The sequence below is a fragment of the Pseudarthrobacter sp. TE3704 genome (genome assembly GCF_056279405.1).
The window spans coordinates 253,075-265,947 of the sequence record NZ_JBWCCJ010000002.1 but is presented as its reverse complement, the minus strand read 5'-3'; the positions used below and the strand labels follow the sequence as shown (position 1 = coordinate 265,947).

At 65.8% G+C, this 12,873-nt stretch carries 10 protein-coding genes; 6 read left to right on the top strand and 4 right to left on the bottom strand.

Annotated elements, in window-relative coordinates; all coding sequences use genetic code 11:
• Window positions 1–8: 8 nt before the first annotated feature.
• From ACZ9BC_RS05165 to ACZ9BC_RS05155, 3 genes are all read left to right on the top strand, one after another.
• Window positions 9–1,100 carry a glutathione S-transferase family protein gene (locus tag ACZ9BC_RS05165; protein ID WP_476245037.1) on the top strand — a complete coding sequence of 364 codons (1,092 nt, stop codon included), beginning with the start codon at window positions 9–11 and terminating at the stop codon, window positions 1,098–1,100.
• 30 nt (window positions 1,101–1,130) lie between these two features.
• Window positions 1,131–2,255 carry a serine hydrolase domain-containing protein gene (locus ACZ9BC_RS05160; protein WP_476245036.1) on the top strand — a complete coding sequence of 375 codons (1,125 nt, stop codon included), beginning with the start codon at window positions 1,131–1,133 and terminating at the stop codon, window positions 2,253–2,255.
• A 145-nt stretch (window positions 2,256–2,400) separates the two neighbouring features.
• On the top strand, window positions 2,401–3,453 hold the full coding sequence (locus ACZ9BC_RS05155; protein WP_476245396.1) for an FUSC family protein: 1,053 nt from the start codon (window positions 2,401–2,403) through the stop codon (window positions 3,451–3,453).
• Here ACZ9BC_RS05155 and ACZ9BC_RS05150 read toward each other — a convergent pair.
• The 3 genes from ACZ9BC_RS05150 to ACZ9BC_RS05140 are packed head-to-tail and all read right to left on the bottom strand — an operon-like array spanning window position 3,450 to window position 7,070.
• Window positions 3,450–4,361 (bottom strand): MaoC family dehydratase, encoded by a 912-nt coding sequence (locus ACZ9BC_RS05150; protein WP_476245035.1) that lies wholly within the window; start codon window positions 4,359–4,361, stop codon window positions 3,450–3,452. The two genes, ACZ9BC_RS05155 and ACZ9BC_RS05150, sit on opposite strands and share 4 nt — an antisense overlap.
• A complete protein-coding gene (locus tag ACZ9BC_RS05145; RefSeq protein WP_476245034.1) occupies window positions 4,358–5,698 on the bottom strand; it encodes a 3-oxoacyl-ACP reductase in 1,341 nt (446 codons plus the stop codon). Before ACZ9BC_RS05145 ends, ACZ9BC_RS05150 begins: the two co-directional genes overlap by 4 nt.
• A 10-nt stretch (window positions 5,699–5,708) precedes the next feature.
• Window positions 5,709–7,070 carry an acetyl-CoA C-acetyltransferase gene (locus ACZ9BC_RS05140; protein WP_476245033.1) on the bottom strand — a complete coding sequence of 454 codons (1,362 nt, stop codon included), beginning with the start codon at window positions 7,068–7,070 and terminating at the stop codon, window positions 5,709–5,711.
• Between the two features lie 61 nt (window positions 7,071–7,131).
• Between ACZ9BC_RS05140 and ACZ9BC_RS05135 the strand changes: the two genes are divergently transcribed.
• Window positions 7,132–7,812, top strand: coding sequence for a TetR/AcrR family transcriptional regulator (locus ACZ9BC_RS05135; RefSeq protein WP_395927802.1), 681 nt, complete (start codon window positions 7,132–7,134; stop codon window positions 7,810–7,812).
• Between the two features lie 48 nt (window positions 7,813–7,860).
• Window positions 7,861–9,969 carry an acyl-CoA dehydrogenase family protein gene (locus ACZ9BC_RS05130; RefSeq protein WP_476245032.1) on the top strand — a complete coding sequence of 703 codons (2,109 nt, stop codon included), beginning with the start codon at window positions 7,861–7,863 and terminating at the stop codon, window positions 9,967–9,969.
• A gap of 109 nt (window positions 9,970–10,078) precedes the next feature.
• Here the strand turns inward: ACZ9BC_RS05130 and glgA are convergent, their stop codons facing one another.
• Window positions 10,079–11,284, bottom strand: coding sequence for a glycogen synthase (glgA, locus tag ACZ9BC_RS05125; protein ID WP_079596106.1), 1,206 nt, complete (start codon window positions 11,282–11,284; stop codon window positions 10,079–10,081).
• 102 nt (window positions 11,285–11,386) lie between these two features.
• On the opposite strand from glgA, the gene glgC reads away from it, so the two are divergent.
• The gene (gene glgC, locus ACZ9BC_RS05120) at window positions 11,387–12,808 is read left to right on the top strand and encodes a glucose-1-phosphate adenylyltransferase (RefSeq protein WP_476245031.1); all 1,422 of its coding nucleotides are present in this window, start codon (window positions 11,387–11,389) and stop codon (window positions 12,806–12,808) included.
• Window positions 12,809–12,873 lie beyond the last annotated feature (65 nt).

Genomic DNA, 12,873 nt, shown 5'->3' with positions numbered 1-12,873 from the left:
CATATGCCATGAGCCAGGAAACGGACAGCATCCAGCAGGCCGCCGATGGTAAGACGGCCGAACACAGCACCCGCGGCGCGTATGTGACCGGCGGCGCAGAATTCACCCGGGACACAAACTACATAGAGGACCGCATCACCCGGGACGGCAGGCCGGGCGACAATGGCGAACCGGGCTGGCCGGTTGAGGCGGGGCGTTACCGCCTCATCGCAGCGCGGGCATGCCCGTGGGCCAACAGGGCCGTGATCGTCCGACGGCTGCTGGGCCTGGAGGACGCCATTTCCCTCGGCCAGCCAGGCCCCACCCATGATTCACGTTCGTGGACCTTCGACCTTGATCCCGGCGGCGTGGACCCGGTCCTGGGCATCGAACGCCTGCAGGAGGCCTACTTTAAACGCTTCCCCGGCTATCCCCGGGGGATTACCGTCCCGGCGATAGTGGACGCCCCAACGGGCGCCGTAGTAACCAACAACTTCCCTCAGATCACCCTCGACTTCTCCACCGAGTGGACCGAATTCCACCGGCCCGGCGCGCCGCAGCTGTACCCCGTGCACCTGCGGGAAGAGATCGACCAGGTGAACAAGCGGGTTTTCACCGAGGTAAATAACGGGGTGTACCGCTGCGGTTTCGCAGGTTCACAGGAGGCTTACGACTCCGCGTACGAACGCCTCTGGGCAGCCCTTGACTGGCTGGAAGAACGACTCACCCGCCAGCGCTACCTGGTGGGTGACACCATTACGGAAGCCGATGTGCGGCTTTTCACCACGCTGGCCAGGTTCGATGCGGTCTACCACGGGCACTTCAAATGCAACCGGCAGAAACTGAGCGAGATGCCCGCGTTATGGGCTTACGCGAGGGACCTCTTCCAGACACCCGGCTTTGGTGACACCACGGATTTCGTCCAGATCAAGCAGCACTATTACATCGTCCACGAGGACATTAACCCCACGGGCATCGTTCCAGCCGGACCAGAACTGCGCGGATGGCTGGAGGATCACGGCAGGGAATCCCTGGGCGGCCGGCCGTTTGGGGACGGGACGCCTCCGGGCCCGGTCAGGCAAGGAGAAGAAGTAGCAGCGGGACACGGTCCGCAGACGTAGCGGAAAGCGCTTTCTAGCTAAACTGTCCGGGTGCAGACTTTTCAAGGCTTCGTAGCGCCCGGATTCGACAACGTGCTTGAACTGTTCGAGTCCCTCCTTCTAGACGATCCGAATTACAGCGCACAGCTTGCCGCCTACCATCGTGGAGCGCCCGTGGTTAACCTCACGGGCGGTCCGGATATGACGCCGGAGACCGTGACCGGCGCCTATTCATGTTCCAAAGGTGTCGCGGCGATGGTGATCGCACTGCTGGTCCAGGACGGCCTGCTGGACCTCGACGCCACGGTGGCCCACTATTGGCCCGAGTTTGCCGTCCATGGCAAGGACCGGCTCCTGGTGCGCGAGGCACTCTCCCACCAGGCCGGCCTTATGGGACTTGAGGGCGGCTTCGGTCTTGACGAATTCACAACCCCTGCCGCAGCCGCCCGGCTCGCGGCGGCCCGCCCCTCATGGCAGCCGGGCCGGCAGTTTGGCTATCACGCCCTCACCATCGGCATCATCATGGAAGAGCTCTGCCGCCGCACAGCAGGGGAATCGCTCCAGAGCGTCTACGAGCGGAGGATCCGCACACCGGAGGGGGTTGAATTTTTCCTGGGCCTGCCCGCGGACGTGGAACCGCGCTACCGGGACGTCCTCTACCAGCCCGCCGTGGACCAAGATACCGCGGAGCTGCCATGGCTGGATCCGCTCAGCCTCGAAGGCCTGAACAGCAATGCGCCCATCAGTGGCATCATGGAGCTTCCCAACATCCGGTCCGTCCGTGCTGCGGGAATGTCGGCGGCCGGAGGTGTGGGATCGGCCGAAGGGTTGGCCAGGCTGTATGCCGCCGCAACCACCGGCATCGGAAACCGGCATCCGTTCCTCTCCCCCGAAACCGTCGACGTCATGTCCCGCGAACAGGTCTGGGGCCTGGACCGGTCCTCAGGGCTGGACAATGCCTTCGCCGTCGTCTTCATGAAGCCGCACCCCTCGCGGAACTTCGGCAGCCACCGCGCGTTCGGCCACGAGGGAGCCAACGCCGCCTTGGGCTTCGCTGATCCCGCCTACGCGCTGGCCTTTGGCTACATTCCGCGGCGGCAGGAGGACGGGCGAACGCCCGGGAAGGCCCACCGGCTGGCTGCTGAGCTCCGCCGCTCGGCAGCAAAACTTCCCTAGGTCCCCCGTTCCCCAGGGTTTCTTGACGCCCTGACCAGCCGTGTTGTTATGCAGGAAGCGGCGCCCTAGGGTTGGGCGGATGGTCAAGTCTCAAGCACGCCCCAATATGAGGTGGGCCAGGGGAACCCAAATTCTGAAACAGGCGGTGGCCGGGCTGTCGGCGGCTTTCGCCGCCCAGCGCCTGCAGCTGGCGGCGAAAGCGGCCCTGGCGGCCGGGCTGGCATTCATGATCGCCCCGCTGATGCCGGGGGCTGCCGCCAACTATCCCTACTACGCGCCCCTGGGCGCACTGGTGGTGATGTACCACAACGTGGCTGGCTCCGTGCGGCAGGGGCTTCAGGCACTTACCGGGCTGGCCCTGGGTATCGGGCTCGCCTTTGTGCTCGTCAACTTCACCGATCCATCCCCGCTCACGGTTGCCGTCTTTATGGGCGTAGGCGTCCTGCTGGGCGGGCTCCCGCGCATTGGCTCGGGAAGTGATTGGATCCCGACGGCGGCCCTGCTGGTTCTGCTGGTAGGCGGCAGCAACCCGGACGACTTTTCGTTCGGGTACCTGGTGCAGATGGGCGTGGGCGTAGCGGTGGGAATTGCCGTGAACTTCCTGGTCTTTCCCCCGCTGCACCTGAACGCAGCTGCCGAAAGCCTGGATGAACTTCGGCGTGCGCTCGGGACCCAGCTGACGGACATGGGGGCGGCCCTCAAGGAGGAGTGGCCCCCTGAGCACGAAGAATGGTCGCGCCGTTCAGATGAACTGGCCTCAGCTGCCCGGTCGGTACGGCACCTGGTCAAGGAGGCCGACGCGAGCCGACGGGCAAACCCGCGCCGAAAGCTCCACCCCCGCGACGTCGATCTCGACTACCGCAACCTGCGCGAGCTCGAACGGGTGACGTTCCACATCCAGGACATGACGGACGTCCTGTCGGACGTGATCTGGGAAAGCGACGTTCCCTACCAGGTGCCCGTGCAGGACAGCGGGCCTCTGGCGGACGCCATGACGGCCACCGGGGAACTCCTGCATTCCTACCGCGACACGGATGGGCCTGCACAGCGGGAGCGCTTCGAAACGGCGCGGGCAGCGGTGGAAGCCTGCATGGCCGCCACCGCCGGCAGGGAAGCCGAGCAGGGAACTGTTCCGGCGTCCGAATCGATCCTGCTCAGCCTCCACCGCATCCTGCGCGCCCTTCGGCCCGCCACCTAAAGCGCGGCGACGGAACCACTGAAATGACGGCGGCCTGATCTGGGGTTCCAGGCCACAAAGTCCGAACGCTTCCATGTCCCGGACTCACCCTGGTCGCTGCTGATTTCCAGGGCCACACGGCAGGGAAGAAACACCGGGGCGTCGAAGTCAACGTCCCATGTGAAGGAATCCCCACGGACCGAGCCAACGTCCGCCAGCGCCCGCGACGCCAGATACATGCCGTGGGCGATGGACCGGCGCATGCCCAAGGCCTTGGCTGAGAGCACGCTGAGGTGGATCGGATTGAAGTCGCCGGACACAGCTGCGTAAGCCCGTCCCGCGTCGACGCCCAGCTGCCACACGCCCGTGGGGTCCGGTGCCTTGAAGTCTCTTCGGACCGGTGCCGGGGAGGGCTTATCCACCCCGGGCAGGAAGACGCCCTTGGCAAGGTAGGTGGAAATTCCCCGCCAACAAATGTCCTGCGTGCCGGCCACCCGCACCTCGGCCACCACGTCCACCTGGGTGCCCGCGCGGTGCCCACGGAGATTCGCCACCCTCGCAGTGATGTCCAGCGCGTCGGTGAAGAGCAATGGGGTGCGTTGCTCAACGCTGTTACGCAGGTGCAGCATGCCGAGCAAGGGCAGCGGGAAGTCGTCCCTGTTCATCACACTGATGGCAAGCGGGAATGCCAGGGCGTGGATGAAACCGGCAGGCAGCACGTCACTGGCCGTCTCGCCCAGCAGGTGCTGGTACGCGGTCAGGTTGGCAACGTCCACCGTGACACCCCTGACCTCGTGGCTTTCGAGCGGCAGAACCGACGAATCATGCGTTCCCAGCAGCCTGCGCCTGGCCGCCTGTGCCGCGGCATTGACGTACAGCTTGGAGAGCGACGGCATATCCCCGAGGATGACCGGCTGCAGGGGCGTCATGCCCCCACCATGTTCTGCCCGCATACCCGCAGCACCTCGCCATTGATTCCGCCGGCGGCACCGCTGGCCAGGAAGGAAATGGTTTCTGCGACGTCTAACGGCTTGCCGCCCTGCTGGAGGGAGTTCGCGCGGCGGGCAATCTCCCGCAGGGCGAACGGAATCCGTTCGGTCATCTCAGTTTCGATGAAGCCCGGCGCCACGGCGTTGATGGTGCCGCCGAATGCGGCCAGCAACGGGGCTGTTGCCCGGACCATTCCCATCACTCCCCCCTTTGACGCCGCGTAGTTGGTCTGCCCCCTGTTGCCGGCGATGCCGCTGGTGGAAGCAACAGAAACAATACGGGGTGCGGGCCCAAAGTGTTCGGACGCCAGCAGTGCCTCGTTGATTCGCAGCTGTGCGGCGATATTGATGTTGATCACGGAACTCCACCGTGCGTGGTCCATGTTGGCGAGCAGCTTGTCCCGGGTAATTCCCGCGTTATGGATCATGATGTCAAGCCGCCGGTGCCGCTGAACGGCGTGCTCGATGATCCTTTGGCCGGCATCGTCCCGGCTGATGTCCAACTGGAGTGCGGTGCCTTTTACCTCATTGGCCACTGCCGCCAGATGGTCCCCCGCCGCAGGCAGGTCCACCAGGACCAGGGTGGCGCCGTCACGGTGCAGGGTGCGGGCGATCTCCGCGCCAATCCCCCGGGCGGCGCCGGTCACGACGGCAACCTTGCCCGCCAGCGGCTTGTCGAAATCGTCCGGAAGTTGACCGTCCGTGCTGGACACAGTCAGGAACTGGCCGTCCACGAAGGCCGAGCGGCCGGACAGGAAGAAACGGACAGCCGCCAGGGCTGACGGGCTGGTCGGCTCCACGTCCCCGGAGATGAGGATGCCGTTCCCGGTGGCGCCGGCCCGGAGTTCCTTGGCCAACGAGCGCAGGAACCCGTCCACACCCTGCCGGGCGGCAGCGGCGGCGGGAGAATCCGCCTCGGAAGCCGGCCGTGAGACTGTCAGGACCCGGGCGCCGGGCGCAAGGTCGCGCAGCGAGGCCCCTGCGGCAAGGACCGGCTTTTCGAGGTCCTCCGGCCGCGCAACGTCGTCCAGGACCAGGATGATGGCACCAAGCTTTTCCCGGGGAACCGCGTGCCGCCGGACATCCAGGTCCCACGCCAGCAGCTCTGCAGCGAGTTTGTCGGCGGCCGCCGAGTCTCCCTGGACCACAATGGGTCCGGTGATCAGCGGCTGGCCGGGCTTGTACCTGCGCAGCACCGCAGGCTGGGGCAACCCCAGTTTCCTGGCCACGTTCCTGCCCAGGCCCTGGTTCACCAGCTGTGCATATTTGTCCGTCATGGGTGACCCCTTACAGAGATTCGAGAATCGCGACGACGCCCTGGCCGCCGGCCGCGCAGACCGAGACCAGTCCCCGTGCCGGCCGGCCGTCGGTGGTGCCCTTGGCATGGAGGAGCTTGGCCAGGGTGGCCACAATCCTGCCACCGGTGGCGGCGAAGGGGTGGCCGGCCGCCAGTGACGATCCGTGGACATTAAGGCGTGCGCGGTCAACTTTGCCGAAGGCACCATCCAGGCCAAGACGCGTACGGCCGAACTCCTCGTCCTCCCACGCCGCCAGTGTGCTGAGTACGGTCGCTGCGAATGCTTCGTGGATCTCGAAGAAGTCGATGTCCGCCAAGGTGAGGTTGTGCCGTGCCAGCAGCCTGGGCACTGCGAAGACGGGTGCCATCAGCAGCCCGTCCTTGCCGTGTACGAAGTCCACCGCTGCAGCCTCGGCGTCCACTACCGCTGCCAGTTTGGGAAGGTCCCGGGCGTCGGCCCACTCGTCGGACGCCAGCAGAACGGTTGAGGCGCCGTCCGTCAAAGGGGTGGAATTGCCGGCAGTCATGGTCGCGTCCGAACCGAGGTTCCTGCCGAAGACAGGCTTCAGGGCGGCCAGCTTTTCGATGGACGTATCGGCCCGAAGATTTCCGTCGCGTGCCAGGCCGCGGTAGGGGGTGACGAGATCGTCGAAGAACCCGGACTCGTAGGCGGCGGCGAGATTGCGGTGGCTGGTGAGTGCCACTTCGTCCTGGGCCTCACGGGAAACTTTCCACTGCGCAGTTGTCAGCGCCTGGTGCTCCCCCATGGAAAGACCGGTCCGGGGCTCGGCGGTGCCGGGCGCCAGTGGAGCCAGGTCTTTGGGCCGCAGGCGGCTGAGGATCTGCAGCCGCTGGGGAATGGTCTTGGCGCGGTTCAGGTCGAGAATGACTTCCCTGAGTCCTTCGCTCACCACCACCGGGGCGTCTGAAGCGGAATCCACTCCGCCGGCAATTGCGGAGTCGATCTGGCCCAGCTTGATCTTGTTCGCCAGCCCCACCACGGTCTCAAGTCCCGTGGCGCATGCCTGCTGGAGATCGTAGGCAGGAGTCTCGGCGGACAGGGCCGAGCCAAGCACCGCCTCACGGGTGAGGTTGAAATCCCTTGAATGCTTGAGGACTGCACCCGCGGCTACCTCCCCCACCCGCTCGTCCTGCAGGCCGAAGCGCGCAATAAGGCCGTCCAGGGCAGCTGTCAGCATGTCCTGGTTCGAGGACTTGGCGTAGGAACCGCCGGCGCGGGCGAAGGGAATCCTGTTGCCTCCGACGACCACGGCCCTCCGAAGGGCAGGGCCGGAAGCGCTGGTTACGCCTGATTCTCCGGGGCCGGTAATGGACTGTCCGTCAATGGACATGGCTGTCTCCTCTGGTCACATGCGGTTACCGATACCCAGCGTACCTGATACGCTGGGTATCGTGAACATTTCGGAAACGGGAATTGCTGCGCCCTCCATCGGTTCGGAGCCTGACGGCCGCTCCTCCCGCTGGCAGAGCCACCGGGAGGAGCGGCGCCGGGAACTGATCAAGCAGGCGCGGCGTGCCGTGCACGTGCTGGGCAGCGACGCGTCCATGGAGGAAATCGCCGCAGCAGCGGGAACGTCCAAGTCAGTCTTCTACCGCTACTTCGGCGACAAGGCCGGCCTCCAGCAGGCTGTGGGTGAAGTGGTCCTCAGCCAGATGCAGCGGCGCATCCAGGAAGCGGCACAGAACGCCCTGACCCCACGCGAAGGGCTGCTGGCCATGGTGTCGGCGTACCTGCAGATGGCTGACACCAGCCCCAACGTGTACACCTTCGTCACCCGCTCCACCTCCGGGGAATCCGGAGATTCCCCCAACTCCGGCGCGTTGGGCCACTTCTTTGATGCGATTGCGGACATGATTGCCACCCCCATGCGTTCGCACCTGGGCGACGGCAAGGAAGCCGTCATCGGCTATTGGCCCAAGGCCGCCATCGGACTGGTCAGGAACGCGGGCGAACAATGGCTCAGCACTCCGGACTCGCCCGCCAAACCCGGCCAGGAAGCCATGGCACTGCAGATCACCGCATGGCTGTGCGTCGGGATCGCCCCCGAACTGTCGCCTGCCCCCCGAACCTGAACACTCCCGCACCACAAGCCCCTGTCAGCACCAACGAAGGACATTGACATGACTGAAGTAGTGGACCGCTCCGCCGCAAAGGGGCATGCCCCCGTGCCCGCACCGAGCCTGGTTCCCGGCTCCGCCCAGCCTGCCGTCGACGTCCATGCCCTCGGCGAACAGCTGCTGGGCAAATGGGCCGCCGTCCGGCTCCAGGCACGCGACCTGGCCGCACGTCCTGAACTTCACAAGACCGAGGGACTGACCCACACGGACCACCGGGCAAGGGTATCCGGGCAGCTGCAGTACCTGGTGGACAACGGCGCCGTACACCGCGCTTTCCCCTCCGCCCTCGGCGGCAGTGACGACCACGGCGGCAACATCGCCGGCTTCGAAGAGCTCGTGGTCGCCGATCCGTCGCTGCAGATCAAGGCCGGCGTCCAGTGGGGCCTCTTCGGCTCGGCGGTAATGCACCTCGGAACGGGGGAACACCATGCCAAGTGGCTTCCGGGCATCATGAGCCTGGAAATTCCCGGCTGCTTTGCCATGACCGAAACCGGGCACGGCTCCGACGTTGCCAGCATCGCCACCACGGCCACCTACGATCCCGCCACCGCGGAATTCGTGGTCCACACCCCCTTCCGCGCCGCCTGGAAGGACTACATCGGAAACGCCGCCATCGACGGCCTGGGCGCCGTGGTGTTCGCGCAGCTCATCACGCGGGGCGTCAACCACGGGGTCCACGCCTTCTACGTGGACCTCCGCGACCCCGAAACCAGGGAATTCCTCCCCGGCGTCGGCGGTGAAGATGACGGCATCAAGGGCGGCCTCAACGGCATCGACAACGGCAGGCTCCACTTCACCCACGTCCGGATCCCCCGGACCAACCTCCTGAACCGCTACGGGGACGTGGCCGCGGACGGTACCTACTCCTCACCCATCGCCAGCCCCGGCCGCCGTTTTTTCACCATGCTGGGGACCCTGGTCCAGGGACGTGTCTCACTGGATGGCGCCGCCGTCGCCGCATCCAAGGTTGCCCTGAAGGCGGCCATCCAGTACGCCACCGAGCGACGGCAATTCAATGCCTCCTCACACACCGACGAGGAAGTCCTGCTCGACTACCAGCGCCACCAGCGCCGGCTCTTCACCCGCCTCGCCACCACCTACGCGGCCGGCTTCGCCCACGAGCAGCTGCTGCAGAAGTTCGACGACGTCTTCTCCGGAGCACACGACACCGATGAGGACCGCCAGGATCTGGAAACCCTGGCCGCGGCCCTGAAGCCACTGAGCACCTGGCACGCCCTGGATACCCTGCAGGAGTGCCGGGAGGCCTGCGGCGGGGCCGGCTTCCTGATCGAGAACCGCTTCGCCTCGCTCCGCGCAGACCTGGACGTCTACGCCACCTTCGAAGGCGACAACACCGTCCTGCTGCAGCTCGTGGCCAAACGCCTCCTGGCCGACTACGCCAGGGAATTCCGGAGCGTCGACTTCGGTGTGCTGGCCCGCTATGTGGTGGGCCAGGCAACCGGAGCTGCCATCCACCGGACCGGCCTGCGCCAGGTGGCGCAGTTTGTTGCTGACAACGGCTCGGTCCAGAAAGCCGCCATTGCCCTGCGTGACGAGGAAAGCCAGCGCGCCCTGCTGACCGACAGGGTGCAGACCATGGTGGCCGAGGCCGGCGCCGCATTGAAGGGCAGCAACCGGCTTTCCCACGAAAAGGGAGCCGCCCTGTTCAACCGGCACCAGAATGAACTCATCGACGCCGCGCAGGCGCACGCCGAACTGCTGCAGTGGGAGGCCTTCACGGACGCGCTCCGCGACGTGGCCGACCCCGGAACCAGGACTGTCCTGACCTGGCTGCGTGACCTCTTCGGCCTTTCCCTGATTGAGAAGAACCTTTCCTGGTACCTGATGAACGGCCGCCTTTCCATGCAGCGGGGCCGCACCGTGGGCGAGTACATCAACAGGCTGCTGGTGAAGATCCGCCCGCACGCCCTGGACCTGGTGGATGCCTTCGGGTACGGCGAGGACCACGTCCGCGCCGCCATCGCCACCGGCGCCGAGAAGACACGCCAGGACGAGGCAAGGGCCCACTTCCGGAGCCAGCGGGCAAGTGGACAGTCCCCGGTTGACGAAAAGGTGCTGATCGCCAGGACAGCGGCCGGCCGGATCAAGTGACGGGCCTGGCCGGCAGGTGCAGGACTTCGTCTGCTGACTGCTGAACGAACGACGGCGCCGCTCCCCACGCAGGGGAACGGCGCCGTCGTCGTTCTTGGCTAAGCGGCGGTCAGCCCTGTGCCGGCAGCACCGAGCGGTACACCTCGAGCGTTGTTTCCGTGATGGATTCCCAGGAGAAGTGCTCCTCGGCGCGCCGCCGGCCCGCCTGCCCCATGGCACGGGCACGCTCGGGGTCCGACACCACCTCGGTGAGTGCCGCGGCGAATTCGCTGACGAACTTTTCCGGGTCCAGCGGGGTGCCGGTGCCGTCCGTCACCTGCTCCAGGTCCACGAGCAGGCCCGTCTTTCCGTGGTCCACCACCTCGGGAATACCGCCCGTGGCACTGGCAACGACCGCAGCCCCGCAGGCCATGGCCTCAAGGTTGACGATGCCGAGCGGCTCGTAGATGGAGGGGCAGGCGAAGGCGGTGGCGTGGCTCAGCACCTGGATCAGCTCATTGCGGGGCAGCATGCGTTCAATGAGCACGACGCCGGTCCGCTGGCTTTGCAGTTCCTCGATCAGGCGGGCGGTCTCCGCGGCAAGTTCCGGCGTGTCCGCCGCGCCGAGGCACAGGACCAGCTGGACGTCGTCGGGCAGCTTGGCAGCGGCGCGAAGGAGGTAGGGAACGCCCTTCTGGCGCGTGTTCCTGCCCACAAAGACGACGCTCGGCTTGGCTGGATCAATGCCCAGGGCGCGGATGGCGTCGTCATTCTCGTCACGGTTCCATAGTTCGACGTCAATGCCGTTGTGGACCACGCGGACCTTGGCCGGGTCAACGTTGGGGTAGCTGCGCAGGATGTCCTGCCGCATGCCCTCGGAGACCGCGATGATGGCCGCGGCGGCCTCATAGGCAGTTTTCTCAACCCAGGATGAGAGGGCGTATCCGCCGCCGAGCTGCTCTGCCTTCCACGGGCGCAGCGGTTCCAGGCTGTGGGCGCTCAGCACGTGCGGGATGCCGTGCAGGAGCGAGGCGAGGTGCCCGGCCATATTGGCGTACCAAGTGTGCGAATGGACCAGGTCCGCGCCTTCGACGTCCGGTACGATCCGCAGGTCCACCCCAAGCGTCTGCACGGCAGCGTTGGCTGAGCCAAGATCCTCCGGCACGGAGTAGGACGTCACCGCCGCGCCATGATAGTCGGCGTCGCGGGGAGCCCCAAATGCACGAACCTGCAGGTCAACGTGCTTACTAAGCACCCTGCTCAATTCGGCCACGTGGACCCCGGCGCCACCATAGATCTCCGGCGGAAACTCTTTAGTCACAATGTCTATTCGCACAAGACCCAAGGTAGTCCTTCACGCATAACTGTTCTAGTGTGAAGGAGTCCGGGCATGCCGGACTGTCTTGGGGAGTTACGAAGGCGTACAGGAGCGACCATTATGCCGTTGAACAAAAGAGTCCTGGCCATTGTCCTCGCAGGCGGCGAGGGAAACAGACTGATGCCACTGACGGCAGACCGCGCGAAACCGGCGGTGCCCTTCGCGGGAAGCTACCGCCTTATCGACTTCGCCCTGTCCAACCTGGTGAATTCCCGCTACCTGCAGATCGTGGTCCTGACCCAGTACAAGTCCCACAGCCTGGACCGGCACATCTCCGAAACCTGGCGTATGTCTACCCAGCTCGGCAACTACGTTGCCTCGGTTCCCGCGCAGCAGCGCGTGGGCAAGAGCTGGTTCCTCGGCAGCGCCAACGCCATCTACCAGTCCCTGAACCTGATCCATGACGCCAACCCGGACATTGTGGTGGTGGTCGGCGCCGACCATGTCTACCGCATGGACTTCGCCCAGATGGTGGCCCAGCACGTGCACAGCGGCGCCAAGGCAACGGTAGCCGCCGTGCGCCAGCCCCTGAACATGGCCAACCAGTTCGGCGTCATCGAGGTGGACCAGAACGATCCGCAGAAAATCGCGGCGTTCGTGGAAAAGCCGGCCAGCACCCCGGGCCTGGCAGCGGACCCCACCCAGTTCCTGGCCTCCATGGGCAACTACGTGTTCGACGCCGACGCGCTGGTTGCAGCACTGCATGTGGACGCTGAACGGCTGGACACCAAGCACGACATGGGCGGGGACATCATCCCCTACTTCGTCAACCAGGGCGAGGCCGGCGTCTACGACTTCACGCTCAACGAGATCCCCGGCTCAACCGAGCGCGACCGCACGTACTGGCGCGATGTGGGCACCATCGACTCCTTCTACGACGCGCACATGGACCTCATCTCCCCGCTGCCGGTCTTCAACCTGTACAACTCCGAATGGCCCATCTACACCCGGCAGAGCATTTCCCCGCCGGCCAAGTTCGTCCGCGGACAGAACAACACCGTGGGCACCGCCCTGGATTCCATCGTCTCCAGCGGCGTGGTCATCTCCGGCGGTGTGGTGGAAGGCTCCGTCCTCTCGAACGATGTGTTCGTTGCAACCAGCAGCCGCGTCATCGACTCCGTCCTGATGGACAAGGTTCAGATCGGCGAAGGGGCCGTGGTCAACCGCGCCATCATCGACAAGAACGTCAAGGTCCCCGCGGGCGCAGCCATTGGCTTGGATCCGGGGCTGGACCGGGCCCGCGGCTTCAAAGTCACCGAGTCCGGCATCACCGTGCTCGCCAAGGGCCAGGAAGTCCCGGAACCGGGCGAGGAAGAGCGGCAGCTGGCCGCGAAGAACCTCCACTTGGTTCCCAACGCCGTCAAGGCTGCCGCGGCCCAGTACCCTGACGTCCGCGAATCCGTTGACAAGGTGGCACAGACGCATGCCGCGGCCGCCGCGGATGCCGTTCCCGGGGCGCGTCCCGGGGCGCGGATCTCCTAAACCCTCCAGGACTCTTCGCGACGGCCGGCTGCACCATTTTCGGTGCGGCCGGCCGTCGCTTAAAG

Bases quoted from the DNA above. Each gene is read 5' to 3' on its own strand.
- ACZ9BC_RS05165 (WP_476245037.1), top strand. From the start codon at position 9: ATGAGCCAGGAAACGGACAGCATCCAGCAGGCCGCCGATGGTAAGACG.
- ACZ9BC_RS05150 (WP_476245035.1), bottom strand. From the start codon at position 4,361: ATGACGCCCCTGCAGCCGGTCATCCTCGGGGATATGCCGTCGCTCTCC.
- ACZ9BC_RS05145 (WP_476245034.1), bottom strand. From the start codon at position 5,698: ATGACGGACAAATATGCACAGCTGGTGAACCAGGGCCTGGGCAGGAAC.
- ACZ9BC_RS05140 (WP_476245033.1), bottom strand. From the start codon at position 7,070: ATGTCCATTGACGGACAGTCCATTACCGGCCCCGGAGAATCAGGCGTA.
- ACZ9BC_RS05130 (WP_476245032.1), top strand. From the start codon at position 7,861: ATGACTGAAGTAGTGGACCGCTCCGCCGCAAAGGGGCATGCCCCCGTG.
- glgC (WP_476245031.1), top strand. From the start codon at position 11,387: ATGCCGTTGAACAAAAGAGTCCTGGCCATTGTCCTCGCAGGCGGCGAG.